The sequence below is a fragment of the Brackiella oedipodis DSM 13743 genome (assembly GCF_000621025.1).
GTDB lineage: Bacteria > Pseudomonadota > Gammaproteobacteria > Burkholderiales > Burkholderiaceae_B > Oligella > Oligella oedipodis.
The window spans coordinates 416,768-436,112 of the sequence record NZ_KK211205.1 but is presented as its reverse complement, the minus strand read 5'-3'; the positions used below and the strand labels follow the sequence as shown (position 1 = coordinate 436,112).

Genomic DNA, 19,345 nt, shown 5'->3' with positions numbered 1-19,345 from the left:
ACTCAAAAAACGCCTATATCCTGCTTCAAGATGCCACCGAGGCGACGTTTAAATTACCTGAGGCCAATCGCCTGCCATAAATCCCGCTCTAAGGGGATAGGCTCATCCTCAAGGGCTGATGCCAGCAAGTCGCCAGCCAAGCGACTCCAGGTCAAGCCATGAGAGCCATAAGCCGAGGCCATCCATAGCCCTTGACACACTTGAGCAATCACCGGTAAGCGATCGCACACAATCGCGCGACTACCTGACCACCCCTGATAGGGCAAAACCGGCGTTGTTTTGAATCTAAGCAGAGGCATTTTTTTCAGTAAAAGGGCTTGCGCTTGCTCACTAATCGGTGCCTGGGGTTGATCACGCTCGTATGTACTGCCAATCACATAATGCGCATCTGTCGGTAAAACATATCCCTCAGCGCCTATATTCATATTGAGTTGTGTGTAGCACTCATCTTTGGGTACGTACATAATTTGGCCACCCACTACATGCAGGCTAGCGGCGATTTTGGGTAATAAGCTCTGGCCTTGGCTAGCATTAGGGCGTTTTTTATGCTGTGCTGTGTTTTGATCTAAACCACTATGACGCAATAGCGTCAGGCTTTGATGCGCAGCGGCAAGCACCACCTGAGCATAAGTACGGCAGCCTTCAGAACTTTGTAACTGCACGCTTTGATCCGGATTTAAACAAAGCTTGAGCACCTTGGCTGCACAACGCTGTATACCGGGCTGCTGTGTTAAATAGCTAATAAGCGCTTGTGGGTTGATTTGCCATGCATAGGGCCAATATACTGCCGCTTGTTGTAAGTCGATACCACATAGGGCTTGCGCCTCGGTATTCGAGAGCACCCTGACCCATTCTTTAGGAAAACTTGAGTCCTGAATAATCTGCGTCAGTGCTAAGCCATAGCCCTGTTGTCGATTAATTTCAAGCGTACCCGTTTGTTTGATAATACTGGCGGGCAACTCACTCCAGCAGGCATGCGCGCGCATTATGCCGGCGCGACTCAAGCGTGATTTCAGATCATCATCGGCACTGATAAAAGGTGTCATGGCGGCAGCCGTATGACCGGCGTGCATGGCAGCGGGATTGGCAGCATAAGCAGGATCATAAATAGTCACTGACCAACCTCGCTCGGCCATGGCATCGGCAATGCCTGCGGCGGCCAAGCCGCCACCCACAATGGCCATTTGTTTATGTTGCGCTTGACTGTTAAAACACAATGGCGGTCGATAACTGTATAAAAGTTGGCAATGCACTTGCCAATCGCCGGACTCAAACCGCAGGTGCTGACGTCGCTTCAGTCCTGAACTTTGCAACAGCGCTAGCGCTTGACCATCAGCGTCTATGTTAGAAATTAATGCGCTTTGTTGCCGTGCTTTTTTGAGGTAGAGCGGCACAATGGCAGTCTCGGCCTGCCATTGCCAACGCACATAGACATCGACATTAGCCAACCACTGCTTTTGCATGCTTTGAGGCTCGACATAGGCCACGGTAATACTTTGTCGACGTGCTGTACCCAGCGCATGATTAGGCTGACACAGACGATCTAAACGCTGTACACCAGGCAAGGCTAAGGCCCAGCGACGTTGCAATTCACATCCCACAGGTAATAGTGACGGGCAGGTCTGACTTAAAAACTCACAGAATGGCTGCCAAAACTCATTGCCGGGCGCTTGTTCGAGCGCCAACATAATATGAAGATCCTGGGCCTTTACCTGTTGTTCATGCCATTGCAAAAGTATAGGTAATAGCAGCAGACCCGCATCACTTTCAATCAGAATATTATGGGCTGTTTTGCTGGCGGCGCTCTGGCTATACGCCTCTAGAGCTTGGCATAGCAATTGCCGACACGATTGGAACTGCACTTGGCGGATGACCAGTGTAGTATTCAAACAAATGGCAGAGTCTATATTTTGGGCAATAAGGGGGCTTAACATGCCCCTATTCTATACCTTTGTTTTGCTTTCGTAAGCCAGCCGCACAGGCTTTTGCTGTCAATAGACAATCCGTATTAAAACTGTCATATAAAAACAACTATCACCATGTATAATAGCGGCTAGTTACGAATTCACCCGCTTGTCTTAAGCATATCGCTCACAATATGCGCTGGTCCTGATTTACCATCGGGTTGATTAAACACAAACTGGTAAAGACTATGAATGATTCTACTGAAAACAACAACACCAAGACGAAAGTAGATGCGCGCTCCATGCCTAAGCGCTTGGATCCCGAAGACGCCCAACATGCCTTAGAAAAGATCGAGAATATTCTCAGGCGTCAAGAGAACAAAGAAGAGCGCCTAGAAAATAAGCATGGCTCGCTTAGCAAAGCGAAGCGTTTAGCGCTGACACAGCAATATAATTTAGAACTCAGCAATGTTCTTGAAGGCCTGCATCCAGCCGATATTGCGTTTATTCTGGAATCCCTGCGCTCAGAAAACCGGCATCGTATTTGGAATTTAGTCAATGCCCAATACGATGGTGATATTCTCCTAGAAGTCGAAGATTGGGTCCGTGAAGAGCTGATTGCTTCGATGAACTTCGATGATCTCTTGGCGGCTACCGAAGATCTCGACGCCGACGAATTAGCCGATTTGGCCCCGGATTTACCACCAGAAATTGTGGCCGAGGTACAAAAAGGCTTAAGTGATGAAGAGCGCAATCAACTCTTGGCCGCCATGGGCTACCCAGAAGGTACTGTGGGCTCGATCATGGACTTCGAGATGGTGCGTGTCCGCGAAGATATCACGCTCGAGGTGGTGGCCCGTTATTTGCGCCGTCTTGAAGAACTGCCAGCGCATACCGACCAACTGTTTGTGGTGGATCGTCAGGACATTTTGCGAGGCACCTTAGCGCTCTCGACGATTCTAGTCAACGATGAAGAAACCATGGTCAAAGACGTCATGGAGACCAATTATTTGTGTCTAGATGCCGAAGACGATGATGCCGAAGCCGCTTCGGCGTTCGAGCGCTATGACTTGGTATCAGCACCCGTGATTGATCAACAAAGTCGCTTGATCGGTCGCGTCACGATTGACGATATCGTGGACGTTATTCACGAGGACTCGCGTGAACGTGATTTATCCCGTGCGGGTTTGCAAGAAGATGACGTGTTCTTGCCAGTTAGCAAGGCTATTCGCAACCGAGCACCTTGGTTGATTGTCAACTTAATTACGGCGTCTACGGCCTCTCTGATTGCTTCACAATTTGAAGGTACTGTAGAAAAAATCGTTATTCTCGCCTTCTTAATGTCGATTGTGGCCGGGATTGGAGGCAACTCTGGCAATCAAACCATGACCATGGTAATTCGTGCCATTGCCGTAGGACGGGTCAATACGCATAACGCCAAAGCCATTTTAACGCGTGAATTTATTGTCACCATCTTAGTGGGCATCGGCGGTAGCTTAATTGCTGCGGGGTTTGCATGGTATATATCGCATTCCCTCAAAATCGCCCTCGTTATGGCCGTCGCCATGGTCATGAACATGCTTATTGGCGCCACGATTGGTGTGATTATTCCTGTCGTCAGAGCGAAATTTGACAAAGACCCTGCCCTCGGTTCCTCCGTGATGCTCACTTTTGTCACAGATTCATTAGGCTTCTTTATTTTCTTGGGGCTAGCCCAAGTATTTTTATTGTAGTCTGGCTCAGTTAGCTGCCTATCGCCTAACTAGGCACTGTATACCTTAAGCAAAAAGCCCAATATCAACACGAGATATTGGGCTTTTTTGTGACGAGGAAGGCGGCTTTAGCTTAATTTACCATGGCAATGCTTGTATTTTTTGCCGCTACCGCAAGGGCAAGGATCATTACGGCCGACATGACGCATCATATTCTTAACCGTTATACCACCAGCGGAGACATCGCCATTCTCGTGGATATCAGCGGAGGCCAGTGCTTCTTCATAGCCCTCGGAATGATGCAATTGCATATTGTCTAAATTCGCATCGGTCGAATTGGCTTGATTAGTGGCTTCGGCGGCCTCTTCTACTTGTTCGGCACTTTGCACTTGAACGGTTAGCAGGATTTTGACCACTTCATCGCGAATCCGATCCAACATATGGGAAAACAAATAAAACGCTTCTTTTTTGTACTCTTGTTTTGGATCTTTTTGGGCATAGCCACGCAAGTGAATACCTTGACGTAAATGATCGAGGCTGGCTAAATGTTCACGCCAACAACGGTCAATCCGATCCAGAACGACCGAACGCTCGAACTGATTCCAGCTGTCTTTACCCACTAAATGGATTTTGTCGCGGATCGTATCCTCGGCGACTTGCAACACCTCTTTGAGAATGTCTTCATCATCCATTTCATCGTTGGCGGCGACTTTTTGGCGTAAATCAATGCTGAGATTAAATTCACTCTTAAGGGCATTTTCGAGAGACTCTAATTGCCATTGCTCTTCCATAGAGTCAGCGGGAACATATTGCCGAACAAAGACGGTGAGACTATCGTAACGCAAGCCCTTGACCATATCGCTGATAGAAGCCTCTTCGAGTACTTCATTACGCATGCTATAGAGCACTTTGCGTTGATCATTCGCGACATTGTCGTACTCGAGCAATTGCTTACGAATATCAAAGTTGCGACTTTCTACCTTGCGTTGTGCAGATTCAATCGAGCGTGAGACGAGACGAGCCTCAATCGGTTCGCCATCCGCACCTAAACGGTCCATAATCGTACGAATACGATCGCCCGCAAAAATTCGCATGAGCGAGTCATCTAAGCTTAAATAAAAACGTGAAGAACCAGGGTCCCCTTGACGTCCGGCACGACCTCGTAGCTGATTATCGATACGACGAGATTCATGACGCTCTGTACCAATAATCCGCAAACCACCCACGTCTTTGACTTGTTGATTGATAGGTTTCCAGGCCTCGCGGATAGCGGCAATTTTTTGTTGGCGCTCTTCGTTACTTAGATTAGGATCGGCATACACCTCGTTAATTGGTTTTTCTATGCTACCGCCTAATACGATATCCGTACCCCGGCCCGCCATATTGGTAGCGATAGTGATTTTGCCAGGTTTACCGGTTTCGGCAACGATTTGAGCCTCGCGTTCGTGTTGCTTAGCATTCAGTACATCGTGCGGTAGTTTTTCTTTTTTGAGTAAGGCGGAAAGCACCTCTGAGTTTTCAATGCTAGTGGTACCCACAAGCACAGGCTGACCACGCTCGTAACAATCACGAATATCTTTGACAATGGCTGCGTATTTTTGCTCATCATCCTTAAAGATCTGATCGTTTTGATCGAGACGAATCATAGGTAGATTGGTCGGGATAATCACGGTTTCAAGGCCATAAATATCCTGGAACTCGTACGCCTCGGTATCGGCTGTACCTGTCATACCTGCCAGTTTGTCATACATCCGGAAGTAGTTCTGGAACGTAATAGAGGCCAAGGTTTGATTTTCGTTTTGGATAGGTACCCCTTCTTTGGCCTCGACGGCTTGATGCAAACCATCTGACCAACGTCGACCCACCATAAATCGACCCGTGAATTCATCGACGATCACGACTTCATTGTTCTGGATCACATAATGCTGATCTTTGTGGAACAAATTGTGGGCACGCAAGGCCACGATAAGATGATGCATCAAGGAGATATTACGAGGATCGTAAAGTGATTGATCTTCGGGGAGAATCTGTAATTTACGCAAAATCTCTTCGGCATGTTCATGTCCTGCCTCTGACAAATACACTTGTTGGGCTTTTTCGTCGAGCCAGAAATCACCTTCAGGTTCTGGTTCGCCTTGGCGTGGTTCACCCGCCATTTTGGTGAGTAAAGGTGGCACTTGATTCATCACACGATATAAATCGGTGTTGTCTTCGGCTTGACCAGAAATAATCAGTGGTGTGCGTGCTTCGTCAATCAAAATAGAGTCAACTTCGTCCACAATGGCGTAATTGAGGCCTCGTTGGCGGCGATCCTCGACTCTAAACTCCATATTATCGCGCAAATAATCAAAGCCGAATTCATTATTCGTCCCGTATGTAATATCGGCTTGATAGGCTTGGATTTTTTCGGGATTGGATTGATTGGAGTTCACAACCCCCGTGGTTAAGCCCAAAAACTCATAGAGTCGACCGTTATTGCGAGCATCGCGTGCGGCTAAGTATTCGTTGACCGTGACCACATGCACACCCTTGCCGGATAAGGCATTTAGGTAAACCGGTAAGGTACTCATGAGTGTCTTACCCTCACCCGTGCGCATTTCGGCAATTTTGCCACAATGTAAGACAATACCACCAATTAATTGCACATCAAAATGGCGCATCCCCAAGACACGTTGAGCCGCTTCTCGCACCACAGCAAAGGCTTCTGGCAATAAATTATCTAGGCTTTCACCTTTTTCGATGCGATCCTTAAATTCTGCGGTTTTTGAGCGTAAGTCTGCATCGTTTAACGCTTGCATCTCAGGCTCGAGCTTATTGATTTTGTTAACAATTCTTCGGTATTGCTTTAGTAAACGATCGTTACGGCTACCAATTATTTTTTTTAAAATAGATTTCATGTCTTACTTATGTCTGGATTCGTCAATAAAACTTGTTGTGACAACCATTGCAAGTTAATTTTTGATTTTAACCTATCAATACGCGCTTTGGCTTATTTAACGTCTAATTGATCTGATTCTTGTTCGAATTCGTCAAGGCCTTGATGCGCTCCAGCATCGGTAAATGACTAGCCACATATTGGCGATAATCCTTGCCCATGACCAAAAAAGGATTCACCGGCACGTCATTGATACGGATTTCATAATGCAAATGCGGTCCTGTGGCATAACCAGACGTGCCGACATTGCCAATCAATTGTTGTTTGCTAACAATATCTCCCTCTTTGACGGTGATCTTGGACAAATGGGCGTAGCGCGTCACAATCTGATTGCCATGATCGATATCGATGACACGCCCATAACCAGTTTTGGTCCCCGCAAACACCACAAGTCCACCACTAGAGGCCTGCACGGGACTACCATAGCTCAAGGCCAAATCTACGCCCGTATGCAATTTATAAGTGCCTAAGATGGGGTGATAACGATAACCAAACGGCGAAGAGACTCGAGCTTGCAACATACTGACAGGATATGCGGTTGGCAAGCGCTGCATATTCACATCGCTATTATTAATGATGACTTCAAGAATATTGAAACGATCCTGTTGTAAAGACAGCTTGTTCTTAAGTACATCTAAATCATGGCCAATTTTTTCGGCCGAGTCCGCGTCTTTAGTCTCGTCATTAGCGTTCTCAAAGCCCTCTTCATCGGGTTTTTGCTCATTATCAGTAATCTCTGAAGGGAGCAATTGCGCCTTACTGAGTTCCTCATGAATCATGGGCAATTTATCAGCCATGAGTGTGCTCAGACGTTCTAATTTTTGGGCTTGCACGTTCAGTTCGGCCGTGCGACGCGATAACTCAGTTAAATGTTGGCTGATGAGTTCCTGCTCGTTTTGGTTTTGTAATACACTATGAGTATCCGCGTGTTCTTGCAGTTTTACGGTGCTGCTAGCACCCCAATAGCGTTCAAGCAACATGCCGCCTAGCACTGCCAAACCTAGACTCAAAATCACCAAATTAAAACGCCAAATTTTATGAGTTTTGGTGCGATGTTGCGCATCAGGCACCTTATTTTTTGGCAACATACATCCTCTTTTTATGTTTAATTCAGACCAAAAACAATCGTCTTTTAGGACGGTGACTGAATGGTTGGGACAACACCCCAAACAGGCCCATTTGCTCCAGCAAGTCCAACAAAATATAGCCCTCAGTAAAGACCTTGAAGCGGTCCTAGGCGCTCGTCTTGCCAAGCAATGCCAAATCCTAAAAGTCGAACAACAAACACTTTATGTGGCCACAAGCTCTCAAGCCTGTGCCGCCAAAATACAGCACCTGCTGCCGTCGCTATTGCGTCACTATCAAGACAAGCAACACAGCATCACGAACATACAGGTTAAAGTATTAAAACAAGAAAACGATTCGCTAAGTCGTCATGCAGACAAAAAGCTAACACCCGATTCGGCTGTTGCCGCCTCTTCAACTAAAAGGCTGAGTCAGTCAGCCCCTTCAGGGGGCGCCAAAGCCGCCTGTGAAGCCTTACAAAAACAACTAAAGCCCGGTCCACTTGCGGATCATATCGCTCGTTTGCTTGAACGTTGGCAGTAGAGAAGAATGAAGATACTCAAAGATGAGTACTAGAATAAACAACCGTAAATAACAAGGTTGAGTGACTCATGTGGCCACTTATAGGTCAGCGCGATGAAACGCGCAACACGCTAAACAAATCGAAGCTGGACTATACACTTTAGAATTAATTGTTAGTCCAGCCCAATAAAATGCACAATTTAAAACGACATTAAAACGACATCGGCTAAGCTACCAAAATATAGCTATAACAATAGTCTGATGCCAACTAGGCAAGACGCCAGTCTACACTAAACCCCTCTGCGCCCTGAGCGTGGGTTTGTTCATTTTCGAAAGTGACAATGCGCCATGCATCGGGTTGCGCATATAATTCACGCACCAAGCGGTTATTAAGATCGTGACCAGACCTGCACGCCACATAACGAGCCAATAAGGGCTTGCCTGCCAAATACAAATCACCAATCGCATCTAGGATCTTGTGTTTGACAAACTCATCATCATAGCGCAGACCCTCGGCGTTAAGAATGCGATATTCGTCTAGCACGATAGAGTTGTCTAGACTACCACCACGGGCTAGACCGATAGAACGTAAAGCCTCTACATCAGAAGCAAAGCCAAAGGTACGGGCCCGGGCAATGTCCTTAATGTATGAATCCTTACCAAAATCGATTTCGGCAAAATTAGCGGTCGAATTAATCGCGGGATGCTGGAAATCAATTGAAAATGCCAAGGCAAATCCCTTGTAAGGTTCGAGGCGAGCCCATTTGGCTTGGGGACCCTCACCGAGTTTAACTTCAACCGGTTTGGTGACTTCAATGAAATACTTAGGGGCTTTGAGTTCGACAATGCCGGCAGAGCGCAATAAGTAAATAAAGGTACCTGCGCTACCATCCATGATAGGCACTTCTTCGGCCGTAAGATCAATATGTAAATTATCGATACCCAAACCAGCTAACGCCGACATAATATGCTCAACTGTGGATACACGATGTGAACCATTGACAAGCACTGACGCTAGCTGAGTATTACCTACCTTGTCAGCTAGGGCTGGAAAGCTAATGGTTTCTGGAGTGTCGGTGCGATGAAAAATAATACCCGTATTGGCTTCTGCGGGCCGGAAGGTAATCTCAACACGCTTGCCGGAGTGCAAGCCGACGCCCGTAGTCTTTACGATTTGTTTAATAGTGCGTTGTTTTAACATTATTATTCCCTACGTCAACTATTGCTATTATACGTGAGTCATCATTTCCACAAGTCGATTTTATGGTTTGTATGACAATTTTTCATATTGTTGGGTCGTTGATTCATACAACTACTTTACAACGCATCGACGTCCAACACCGTAATTCAACCGTTATTCTGCAACTTGATACAGCAAAATCCTTAGCACTATTCAATAAGTGCTAAGGATTAAGCGCATGCTTGCAGTCACACAAGCTAATTAAGGATGTGATCCTAGATAATTAGTTGGCTTGACGCTGTAAAAACGCTGGCACATCAACATCGCTCGACTCTGAAGCTGAGGATGACGTAGCACCAAAAGATGAGCTCGTAAAATTATTACGTGGTGCAGGCGCTCTCATACCGTAACCCGTATTGAGGCGGCTTGCCCCTGAACGTGGCGAAGAGAATGGATTGAATGCTTGACGAGCAGCTTCAGAACGGAATGGGCCAGAACTGACATGATCAGTACCCGTTGCTAATTGTTCTTGACGGGTATTATCAACAACCACTTCTGGACGAGCCGCACTTAAACCGCTGGCCAATACCGTCACACGAATAGCATCACCCATTGATTCATCAAGAACCACACCATGTACAAAGGCTTCGGCATCTGAGCTGACTTGAGCCTGACTACTGATAATGTTGATAATGGTTCTAATTTCTTTATTAGAAAGATTATCAGGGTGACCGGTAATGTTGACCAATAAACCACCTGCAGCGCTGAGGTTGACACCTTCTAGTAATGGGCAAGCAATGGCTTGTTCTGCGACTTTTTCGGCACGATTTTCGCCAGAAACGGTCGCCGTACCCATAAGCGCCTGACCTTTGAAGCTCATAATGGTGCGTACATCTTCAAAGTCGACGTTAATTAGACCCGCGACGTTTACGATTTCTGAGATACCTGCACAAGCATTATAGAGAACCTCATCGGCTGCCGCTAAACATTGGAGTTGCGTAGCATCTTCGCCAACAAGTTCGGCGATGTTATCGTTAAGGATAACAATCAAGGCATTTACATGTTTGGACAATTCAGCGATGCCTTCTTCGGCATTGCGTTTGTGGCGACCTACTTCGTAGCTAAATGGTTTGGTTACCACGCCCACGGTAAGAATGCCTAATTCACGCGCGACTTCAGCCACGATAGGGCTCGCACCAGTACCGGTACCACCGCCCATACCAGCAGTAATAAAGAGCATGTCAGCACCATTGAGGGCGGCGCGAATTTGTTCGCGAGAAGCTTCGGCGGCTTCACGACCTTTTTCAGGTTTGGTGCCCGCACCTAAGCCTGATTCGCCAAGTCTGATTTTGAAGTGAGCAGAGGAGTTTTCTAAGGCTTGTGCATCGGTATTGGCACTAATACACTCTACCCCTTTAATGTTTCTGTTGATCATGTGGTTAACGGCATTGCCCCCAGCGCCGCCAACACCAATCACTTTGATGACGGCTTTGCGGGATGCATTTTCTTCCACATTAAAACCTAAATCATCTTCTACATTAAAACCTAATTCTGCTACCATGCTCTGACTCCTTTTGCCCCAAAAATGAAAAATAGCTATTTTTGAGAATACAACTCAAACATAAAGCCAGCGTAAAACTCGTCTTTGTGTTTGAATTGACTCTCAATAAAAAATCCTAGTTCGTTGTACGTATTATGCCTTAAAACCGTCGCAACTTACAAGCCAATTTACAAATAATTTCATTAAAAAAATCAATCATTTAGAATATAAAGATAATCTATTTTATAGTCACTCTTAAGAAATTACTTTAAGTTTAAGGTGTAGCTATCTTGATTCTTAAAACAATGATTGAAATAGGTTCTTAAGGTAGCCAAATATACCTTGCTTAACCCTACCTGAATCTTGGATATTGAGTTGCAAACGCGCTTCGCGAACTAAGCCCATGGCGGTAGAAAATTTCGGATCTGTGACTAAATCTGATAAGGCACCATGATAGATTGGACGTCCAATTCGGGTGGGGGTACGAAAGCATGCTTCAGCCAATTCCACAATGCCTGGCAATAAAGCACTGCCGCCCGTAATGACAATAGATTTGATTTTGTCACGATAGCCAGACTGGATTAAATGGTTATTGACCTCAATCAGGATTTCTTCGACACCTTTTTGGATGATATCGGCTAACTCACCACGTTTCATGATACGTGGCCCTCTTTCACTCAAACCAGGAATTTCGAAGGTTTCTTCGCCATCGACTAATTCGCAAAAAGCCGCACCATACTGCAACTTAATATCTTCGGCCACGTTGGTAGGCACTCTTAGCATACTGGCAATATCTGAAGTCAGTTGTTGCCCCCCCATTTCCATAATTGAGGTATAGCGTACGGTACCGCCATCATAAATAGCCATCCCTGTCGTGCCACTGCCAATATCAATTAAGCACACCCCTAGTTCTTTCTCTTCTGGGGTTAAGCAGACTTGACTGTCAGCCAAGGGTTGTAAGATCAACTCTGAGACTTCGAGACCGCAACGACGAACACATTTGATGATGTTTTGGACGGCACTATGAGAGCCTGTGACAATATGCACCTGCACCTCCAGACGTGTACCGGCCATGCCCTTAGGCTGGATAATGCCTTCTTGGTTGTCGAGGGTGTAATGTTGGGTAATGACGTGCAAAATATCGTGCTCAGCGGGGGTGTGCACAGTTTGTGCCGTCGTGCGCACGCGCTCAATATCCGCTTCGCAGACTTCTTTTCTGTCGGCAACCGCTGCTACGCCACTGGAGTTAAAGCTACTGATATGAGCGCCACCAATACCGGTAAAAACTTCGCGAATATTACAACTGGCAAAAAGCTCGGCTTCGTGCAAGGCATTTTGGATAGATTCGACCGTGTGATCAATATTGACGACAACTCCTCTGCGAATCCCATTGGACGGCACGCAGCCGTAACCTATAACCTCAAACTGATCCTCTTCGGGCAAACTTTCAGCAACGATAGCAGCAACTTTACTGCTGCCAATATCTAAACCAACAATAATTTTTTTAACAAAGTCTCGACTCATTTTTTCTCACTATCCGAAGTAGCTAAAGTTATAGCAAAACCTTTAGTATAACGAAGGTCTACTTGTTTTATATGCTTTCCTTGTACTCTTTTTAATAAAGCTGGCCAAGAGCGAACAAAGCGTTCAATCGTAGAAGCAAAGGTGCCCGCCCCCATACTGTCGTAGGGATTAGCCGTCTCCGCGCCAGGGTCGCGGCCGAGAATTAAGCGTGTGTCATTGCTCAGTTCTATGCTCCAGGCATAGCGTTCATTCAGCGAGAGGCTCTTGATACTGAGTTTAAGTGGAGCTAACCAGCGAACCAGCTCAGCATAACGCTGAACCACTAAATGCTCGGAACCTTCGGGGCCATAAAACTGAGGAAGTTGATCCTCGGCCTCATATTGACCACGATTAGCCACAAAGACTTCGCCCCACGTATTGATCATGGCATTATCGTTCCATAAGGCAAAAGGTTCATGCTCTTCAATTTTGATTAAAAGACTATTGGGCCATAAACGGGTAATGTCGGCTTTACGAACCCAAGGTGACGTTTGCAGTAATTGTTGCACCTCTGGCAGATCCAGCGTAAAAAAATTGCCATTAATGCGACCCGACAAGGTGGCATGAATGGTAGCTGGTGAGACATAGCTTAATTTATCGCCTTGTTTGGGCTGTATAGCGACACCAGTAATATTGAAATACGGCAGATGGATGACGTAGTTAAGCAAAATGGCAAGACAAAACAATAAGGCCATGATTAACATAGGCCCCGTAATTAAGGCGATTTGCCGTGCCAGTGTATAACTTAAACCTTTCAAGATCTATCCTTTGGGTATCGTGATATTTATTTTACACGACGCCTGCGATAATATTTTTAAACAAAGATCAACATAACTCATGCCCGCGGCTTTAGCGGCCATGGGTACCAAGGAGTGCCCCGTCATCCCTGGATTGGTATTGATTTCTAGCACATAAGGCTGTTGCTTTTGATCTAACATCACATCGACACGCCCCCAGCCTTCGCAACCAATGCTTTTGTAGAGGCGTTCGCTATAGTCTTGTAAGGTTTGGCGCAAATCCTCACTAATTTCAGCAGGACAAATATATTGCGTATCGTTAGATATGTATTTATTGGCAAAGTCGTAATTACCCTCTGGCGCAATAATTTCTATCACTGGCAAGGCCTTGGCTTGCTCGTCTTTGCCTAACACCGCTACCGTCAGTTCACGTCCGATAATACATTCTTCTGCTAACAAAGTGCTTTCAAAGGCTTTGGCCGTTTGTAAAGCCTCGGCCAACTCATCAGCGTTGTGGATTTTGGTTAGGCCTAAGGTCGAGCCTTCGTGAGGCGGTTTCAGAATCATGGGGTAACCGAGGCTATCGGCGGCTTGCTGCAAATCGGCTGCGGTTTTGACAATATGAAACTTAGGGGTCGGGATCCCTTGTTCTTGCATGATGCGCTTGGTCATGATTTTGTCCATAGCGATGGCCGATGCCATAACCCCACTGCCCGTATAAGGCAGGCGCATGACCTCTAGCGCGCCTTGGACACTGCCGTCTTCACCCAAGACACCATGGAGTACATTGATGACTCGCTCAAATTGCTGCGCACTTAAATCATTCAGATCTTGTTTACCCAGATCAAATAAATGGGCGTCAACACCCGCCGACTTCAGCGCCTCATACACATTTTTGCCAGAGCTCTCGGAGACACTGCGCTCGGAAGAAAAGCCGCCATACAGTACACCGACCTTACCAAAATCCTTGCTATTTACGCTCATGCCATCTCCTGAATTTTTGCTGGTACTTTGCTGATGGAACCCGCCCCCATCACCAGCACGACATCTCCGTCTTTGACAAAATTTAAAATAGTGTTGGGCAAATCATCGATTTTGGGGGTAAAAACAGGGGTCAATTTGCCATGTTCTTGTAGGGCTTGACATAAATCAGCACCTGTCGCACCGCTAATCGGCGCCTCACCGGCGCTATAAACATCGGTTAGTAGGACTTCATCGACACTACTTAGGACATTGACAAAACTCACAAAGCAATCGCGAGTGCGCGTGTAGCGATGCGGTTGAAAGGCCAGTACCAAACGACGATCTGGCCAAGCGCCACGAGCGGCTGCAATGGTAGCCGCCATTTCGACGGGATGATGGCCATAATCATCGATCACGGTGAATTTGCCACCTTGCTGTTTAGCGGGCACCTCAAAATCACCCACGTAGCTAAAGCGTCGACCCACACCATTGAATTTTTCAAGGGCAGAAATAATCGCTTGATCGCTGACGTCCAATTCGGTGGCCACGGCAATCGCCGCTAAGGCATTGAGCACATTGTGTCGCCCTGGCATATTCAAGGTAATCGATAGCGTGCTGCAGTCTTTGCGATGACCAAGATTGCGTTTGACATCAAAATGCATGCGCGTGCCGTTATTTTTGATGTTGATCGCTTGAATATTATCGCTGTCTTTGAAGCCGTATGTCAGGACTGGCCGTGAGATAAATGGAATAATGGTCGAGACATTCGGGCAATCAGAACACAAGATAGCGCTACCATAAAACGGTAGACGCTGGACGAACTGCACAAAGGCTGAACGCAAGCGAGCTTCTTCGTGACCATAAGTATCCATATGATCCATATCGATATTGGTCACGACTGCAATGACGGGTAATAAATTGAGAAAGGAAGCGTCAGACTCATCGGCTTCAACCACGATAAAATCGCCTTTACCCAAGTAAGCATTGGCCCCTGCGGAATTGAGCTTACCGCCGATGACAAAAGTGGGATCCAGATCTGCCGCCGCCAAAATACTAGCGGTCAAGCTAGTGGTCGTGGTTTTGCCATGCGTCCCGGCCACCGCTATGCCTTGTTTTAGGCGCATCAACTCGGCCAGCATCATCGCTCGTGGCACTACCGCAATGCCATGCGCGCGAGCATATAGAACTTCAGGATTGTTGCCCGTAATCGCGGTCGAAACCACCACCGCGTCGGCGGCACCTACATTGGCGCCTTCATGGCTATGATAAACCGTGGCGCCGAGCTGCTCTAAACGGCGAGTCACAGCTGAGTCATTCAGGTCTGAACCGGTAATTTTGTAGCCCAAATTCAATAAAATTTCGGCGATGCCACTCATTCCTGACCCACCGATACCAACAAAATGTATATGTTTGACTCTATGTTTCATGCGTACTTCCAAGATAGTCAGCGCAACGAGCCGCGATGCTCTCTGCCGCATTTAATACGGCCATTTGTCGCGCTTTCGTGCCCATGGCTATCAGTGTTTGACGATTGCATTCTTGTAAAAATCGACTGACGTTTGTGGGCGTAAATTCTGATTGTTTAAGGATTTTGGCGGCACCGGCATCGGCGAGCCAACGAGCATTGGCTGTTTGGTGATCATCAATCGCACCTGGCAGTGGCACAAACAAAGCAGGCACACCCAGTGCGGCCACTTCAGCAACCGTCATGGCACCTGCTCGGCAAATGATTAAGTCAACTTGTGCCATGGCCTGCGCCATGTCTTTGATAAATGCCATGCAATTGGCTTCGACCCCTCGCACTTGATAGCTTTGTTTGAGATTGTCAATATGCTGCTCACCTGCTTGATGGGTCAACAACGGTCGCTGCTCTGGTGCCAGCGCTGCCATGGCTTGCGGCATCACATCGTTAAGGGCTTTAGCGCCTAAACTACCACCAACGACCATGACACGTAAAGGGCCGGTTCTGCTACTGAGACGTTGTTCTGTACTCGCTTGCTGCAAAAAAGCCTGGCGCACCGGATTACCAACAAGTTGCGCGCCTTTAAGGGCATTAGGAAACCCGCACAAGCTTTGCTTAGCGAGTTTAGCCAAAAACTTATTGGCCGTACCCGCTACCGCATTTTGCTCGTGAATCAACATGGGTTTGCCTTTGAGTCGCGCCACAATGCCTCCTGGCACACTGACGTATCCTCCCATACCCAATACCACATCGGGCTGAGTTTTTTTAAAGGCTTGATTGGCTTCTTTGCAGGCCCGCCATAAATTAAGCGGCAATTTTAACAAAGCCTTCATGCCTTTACCACGTAGCCCCGAGAAATGTAAGGCTTGCAATTCAATGCCATGCTCAGGCACCAAACGCCCTTCCATGCGCTCTGGATTACCTAACCAGACAATGCGCCAACCTTTTTGACTTAATACTTCGGCAACGGCTAAACCCGGCATAATATGGCCACCTGTGCCACCCGCCATAATCATTAGTGTTGGAGTTTTCATAATTGTATTCGTCTCAACGATGATTTCTTCTATCGACTTGACCTCGAGACAATTTGCGATTTTCGTGATCGACGCGCAAAAGTAAGGCAATCATGGCTAAATTCATCACCATGGCAGAGCCCCCAAAGCTCACTAAAGGGAGCGTGAGACCTTTGGTGGGCAGCACCCCAATGCAGACGCAAAAATTAATCAATGATTGTACCCCTATCCAGACGGCAATGCCTTGGGCGACGTACCCCGAAAAATGACGATCAATAATCATGGCATGACGTCCGATTTTGTAGCCACGATAAACCACAATCAAAAAACACGCCATGACGGCCACCATCCCCACATAGCCCAGCTCTTCGCCAATCACGGCCATAATAAAGTCGGTATGGGCTTCTGGCAGATAGTGCAATTTCTCGATACTCGAGCCAAGACCGACGCCCGTCCAACCGCCGCGACCTATGGCAATCAGTGAGTGAATCAATTGATAACCTGTCGACTGCGCGTACTCTTCACTAAAGGGATCCAAATAAGATAAAAAACGGCGCATACGCCATGGCGTCAACCAAATAGTCACAGCAAGTAAAACAATAAACAGACCGCCTAACCCTGCAAGAATTTTTTTCTGGATACCCCCTAAGAACAAAATGCAAAGACTCACGGTGCAAATCACCGCCGTTGCCCCCAAGTCTGGTTCTTTGACGATTAAGCCTGCGACCACAGCGAGAATGATCAAAATGGGAAGTAGCCCCTCTTTGAAGGTCGTGAGCTTTTGTTCTTTGGTTTTGCGAACGACGTAATTTGAGGTGTACAAGACGATCGCAAATTTCATGAATTCCGATGGCTGAAAATTAAAAAAGCCCAATGGGATCCACCGATAAGCGCCATTGATTTGACGGCCCACAAAAGGCACCAAGACGAGTACCAAGAACAACAGTGCCGCCAAAAATACATGCTTGCTATAGCGCTCCCAGATGTCCATTTGAATATGGCACACAAACCAGGCCACGGCCAAGCCAACCCCCACATAGATGAGTTGACGAAACAGGTATTGATACTGATGTTGCAGGGCGTTATTGTTATCAGAAAGCGCAATCGAGGCGGAATACACCATCACAATGCTGGTCATTAACAAGGCACCAATCACCGCCACTAATAACAAATCATAGTCGCGCATGTGTTTGCGCGTCGGTCGGATAGCGTTAATCCCAAACAAAGACTTGCTTGTATTCATGCAATTTCTCCGTGATCGAGCGCAACGTCTCTCACCGCTTCCACAAAAACCTCGCCGCGATGACCATAATTGCGGAACATATCCATGCTGGCGCATGCGGGTGAAAACAACACCACATCACCACTTTGAGCCAACTGCATAGAGGCTTGTACTGCTTCTTCTAAACTGTCACAAAATTGCGTCTGTACTTGTGCGGCAGCGACTTGTTCGGCAATGATGTGCGCATCTCTACCGATTAATAATAAGGCTTTGACTTTTTGTTTTAGGGCGGGGACGAGCGGCGTGAAATCCTGACCTTTACCCAAGCCGCCGGCAATCAGAATAATGGGCTGCGATAAGCCTTCTAGGCCCGCTTGCGTTGCGCCCACATTGGTCCCCTTACTGTCATTGATAAATTCTACCCCTTGCACACTGCGCACAAAATTCATGCGATGGGGTTGTGCTTGATACACCCGTAAGGCATTGAGCAAAGGCGCTAAGGGGATCTTAATGCTTTGACATAAAGCTAAAGCCGCCATGGCATTCAAGGCATTGTGCAGCCCTTTGACAGCCATCGCATCAATCGGCATCAGACGCTTGCTAGCGCCTTGGCCACGTAACGCAGGAACGACTGTTTTTTTCTTGCTAGAAATAGTCTCCTCTTGGGTGTCACTTTGCGCCAAACTTAGCCACAGCACGTCGGCATTTTGTTCCAATCCAAAGTCACCCGCCCAAGTCGGTGCTTGCAAACCAAAACTGCGAACTTCAGGCGCTCTTATATCAGCCACCATAGCGCTTACCATGGCGTCATCACGGTTGATGATTTTGATCTGACTAGATTGCAATAACGCCGCTTTGTGCGCAGCATAATCCGCCATGTCCACATGCCAATCCAAGTGGTCTTGCGTCACATTCATGACGACGGAGGCCTGAGGGTGCAGTGAATGCGTCGTATGCATTTGAAAACTAGACAATTCCAAGACCCATACCTGTGGCAATTGCTCTTGCTCCAGCGCCGCCATGAGGGCCGTCAAGACTGAGGGACTGATATTACCCGCCGCTTGCACAGTAAAGCCAGCCGCCGCTAGCATACTGGCCACCATACTAGTCACCGTGGTTTTGCCGTTGGTACCCGTCACCGCCAGAACCTGATAATCGTAATTCTGTGCTTGGGCTAATTGCTTTAAGGCGCGAGCAAATAACTCAACTTCACCGATGATTTCAATCTTGTGCTGCTTAGCTTTTTGTAAAAAGTGTTTAATCTCGGCTTGGTTAGGGGACAAACCTGGACTGAGTACAATCGCATCCACATCTTCTAGGGGGACTGTTTGTAGGGCGTGCTCACCGAAATAATGGCTTACATTGGCATAGCCAGCGTGCAGTTTTTGCCAGGCCGCGGGATTTTCTCGGGTGTCCACCAGGGTCACTCGGGCGTTATTTTTGAGACACCACAAGGCACTTGCTAAACCAGTTTCGCCTAGACCCAACACCAATACATGGGCGGGCACCAAGAATTGATAAGACATG

The 19,345-nt window shown here is 47.1% G+C and carries 14 protein-coding genes; 2 read left to right on the top strand and 12 right to left on the bottom strand.

The window, feature by feature from the left end; genetic code table 11:
* Nucleotides 1–53 precede the first annotated feature (53 nt).
* Nucleotides 54–1,934 carry an FAD-dependent oxidoreductase gene (locus Q335_RS0105335; protein WP_028357749.1) on the bottom strand — a complete coding sequence of 627 codons (1,881 nt, stop codon included), beginning with the start codon at nt 1,932–1,934 and terminating at the stop codon, nt 54–56.
* Between the two features lie 218 nt (nt 1,935–2,152).
* On the opposite strand from Q335_RS0105335, the gene mgtE reads away from it, so the two are divergent.
* Nucleotides 2,153–3,637 (top strand): magnesium transporter, encoded by a 1,485-nt coding sequence (gene mgtE / locus Q335_RS0105330; protein WP_028357748.1) that lies wholly within the window; start codon nt 2,153–2,155, stop codon nt 3,635–3,637.
* Nucleotides 3,638–3,744: 107 nt separating this feature from the next.
* Here the strand turns inward: mgtE and secA are convergent, their stop codons facing one another.
* Both secA and Q335_RS10025 read right to left on the bottom strand, forming a co-directional pair.
* Nucleotides 3,745–6,513 (bottom strand): preprotein translocase subunit SecA, encoded by a 2,769-nt coding sequence (gene secA, locus Q335_RS0105325; protein WP_028357747.1) that lies wholly within the window; start codon nt 6,511–6,513, stop codon nt 3,745–3,747.
* A 103-nt stretch (nt 6,514–6,616) separates the two neighbouring features.
* A complete protein-coding gene (locus tag Q335_RS10025) occupies nt 6,617–7,639 on the bottom strand; it encodes a M23 family metallopeptidase (protein ID WP_051532318.1) in 1,023 nt (340 codons plus the stop codon).
* Between the two features lie 13 nt (nt 7,640–7,652).
* On the opposite strand from Q335_RS10025, the gene Q335_RS0105315 reads away from it, so the two are divergent.
* Complete coding sequence (locus Q335_RS0105315; protein ID WP_028357746.1) at nt 7,653–8,159, top strand: DciA family protein; 507 nt, start codon at nt 7,653–7,655, stop codon at nt 8,157–8,159.
* 247 nt (nt 8,160–8,406) lie between these two features.
* Here Q335_RS0105315 and lpxC read toward each other — a convergent pair whose 3' ends face one another.
* From lpxC to murD, 9 genes are all read right to left on the bottom strand, one after another.
* The gene (lpxC, locus tag Q335_RS0105310; RefSeq protein WP_028357745.1) at nt 8,407–9,339 is read right to left on the bottom strand and encodes a UDP-3-O-acyl-N-acetylglucosamine deacetylase; all 933 of its coding nucleotides are present in this window, start codon (nt 9,337–9,339) and stop codon (nt 8,407–8,409) included.
* Nucleotides 9,340–9,601: 262 nt separating this feature from the next.
* On the bottom strand, nt 9,602–10,879 hold the full coding sequence (gene ftsZ, locus Q335_RS0105305; protein WP_051532317.1) for a cell division protein FtsZ: 1,278 nt from the start codon (nt 10,877–10,879) through the stop codon (nt 9,602–9,604).
* Nucleotides 10,880–11,155: 276 nt separating this feature from the next.
* On the bottom strand, nt 11,156–12,382 hold the full coding sequence (gene ftsA, locus Q335_RS0105300) for a cell division protein FtsA (RefSeq protein WP_028357743.1): 1,227 nt from the start codon (nt 12,380–12,382) through the stop codon (nt 11,156–11,158).
* On the bottom strand, nt 12,379–13,179 hold the full coding sequence (locus Q335_RS0105295) for a cell division protein FtsQ/DivIB (RefSeq protein ID WP_245588285.1): 801 nt from the start codon (nt 13,177–13,179) through the stop codon (nt 12,379–12,381). The genes ftsA and Q335_RS0105295 overlap by 4 nt, the downstream gene beginning before the upstream one ends.
* A 3-nt stretch (nt 13,180–13,182) precedes the next feature.
* Nucleotides 13,183–14,142, bottom strand: a complete 960-nt coding sequence (locus tag Q335_RS0105290) for a D-alanine--D-alanine ligase (protein ID WP_028357741.1) — start codon at nt 14,140–14,142, stop codon at nt 13,183–13,185.
* Complete coding sequence (gene murC / locus Q335_RS0105285) at nt 14,139–15,548, bottom strand: UDP-N-acetylmuramate--L-alanine ligase (RefSeq protein ID WP_028357740.1); 1,410 nt, start codon at nt 15,546–15,548, stop codon at nt 14,139–14,141. Before murC ends, Q335_RS0105290 begins: the two co-directional genes overlap by 4 nt.
* A complete protein-coding gene (gene murG, locus Q335_RS09385) occupies nt 15,538–16,617 on the bottom strand; it encodes an undecaprenyldiphospho-muramoylpentapeptide beta-N-acetylglucosaminyltransferase (protein ID WP_051532316.1) in 1,080 nt (359 codons plus the stop codon). Before murG ends, murC begins: the two co-directional genes overlap by 11 nt.
* A gap of 13 nt (nt 16,618–16,630) precedes the next feature.
* On the bottom strand, nt 16,631–17,839 hold the full coding sequence (gene ftsW / locus Q335_RS0105275) for a putative lipid II flippase FtsW (RefSeq protein WP_028357739.1): 1,209 nt from the start codon (nt 17,837–17,839) through the stop codon (nt 16,631–16,633).
* Nucleotides 17,836–19,344 (bottom strand): UDP-N-acetylmuramoyl-L-alanine--D-glutamate ligase, encoded by a 1,509-nt coding sequence (gene murD, locus Q335_RS0105270; RefSeq protein WP_028357738.1) that lies wholly within the window; start codon nt 19,342–19,344, stop codon nt 17,836–17,838. Before murD ends, ftsW begins: the two co-directional genes overlap by 4 nt.
* Between the last annotated feature and the right edge of the window lies 1 nt (nt 19,345).

Coding starts and splice junctions, on each gene's coding strand:
- Q335_RS0105335 (WP_028357749.1), bottom strand. CDS start 1,934: ATGTTAAGCCCCCTTATTGCCCAAAATATAGACTCTGCCATTTGTTTG.
- mgtE (WP_028357748.1), top strand. CDS start 2,153: ATGAATGATTCTACTGAAAACAACAACACCAAGACGAAAGTAGATGCG.
- secA (WP_028357747.1), bottom strand. CDS start 6,513: ATGAAATCTATTTTAAAAAAAATAATTGGTAGCCGTAACGATCGTTTA.
- Q335_RS10025 (WP_051532318.1), bottom strand. CDS start 7,639: ATGTTGCCAAAAAATAAGGTGCCTGATGCGCAACATCGCACCAAAACT.
- Q335_RS0105315 (WP_028357746.1), top strand. CDS start 7,653: ATGTTTAATTCAGACCAAAAACAATCGTCTTTTAGGACGGTGACTGAA.
- lpxC (WP_028357745.1), bottom strand. CDS start 9,339: ATGTTAAAACAACGCACTATTAAACAAATCGTAAAGACTACGGGCGTC.
- ftsZ (WP_051532317.1), bottom strand. CDS start 10,879: ATGGTAGCAGAATTAGGTTTTAATGTAGAAGATGATTTAGGTTTTAAT.
- ftsA (WP_028357743.1), bottom strand. CDS start 12,382: ATGAGTCGAGACTTTGTTAAAAAAATTATTGTTGGTTTAGATATTGGC.
- Q335_RS0105290 (WP_028357741.1), bottom strand. CDS start 14,142: ATGAGCGTAAATAGCAAGGATTTTGGTAAGGTCGGTGTACTGTATGGC.
- murC (WP_028357740.1), bottom strand. CDS start 15,548: ATGAAACATAGAGTCAAACATATACATTTTGTTGGTATCGGTGGGTCA.
- murG (WP_051532316.1), bottom strand. CDS start 16,617: ATGAAAACTCCAACACTAATGATTATGGCGGGTGGCACAGGTGGCCAT.
- ftsW (WP_028357739.1), bottom strand. CDS start 17,839: ATGAATACAAGCAAGTCTTTGTTTGGGATTAACGCTATCCGACCGACG.
- murD (WP_028357738.1), bottom strand. CDS start 19,344: ATGTCTTATCAATTCTTGGTGCCCGCCCATGTATTGGTGTTGGGTCTA.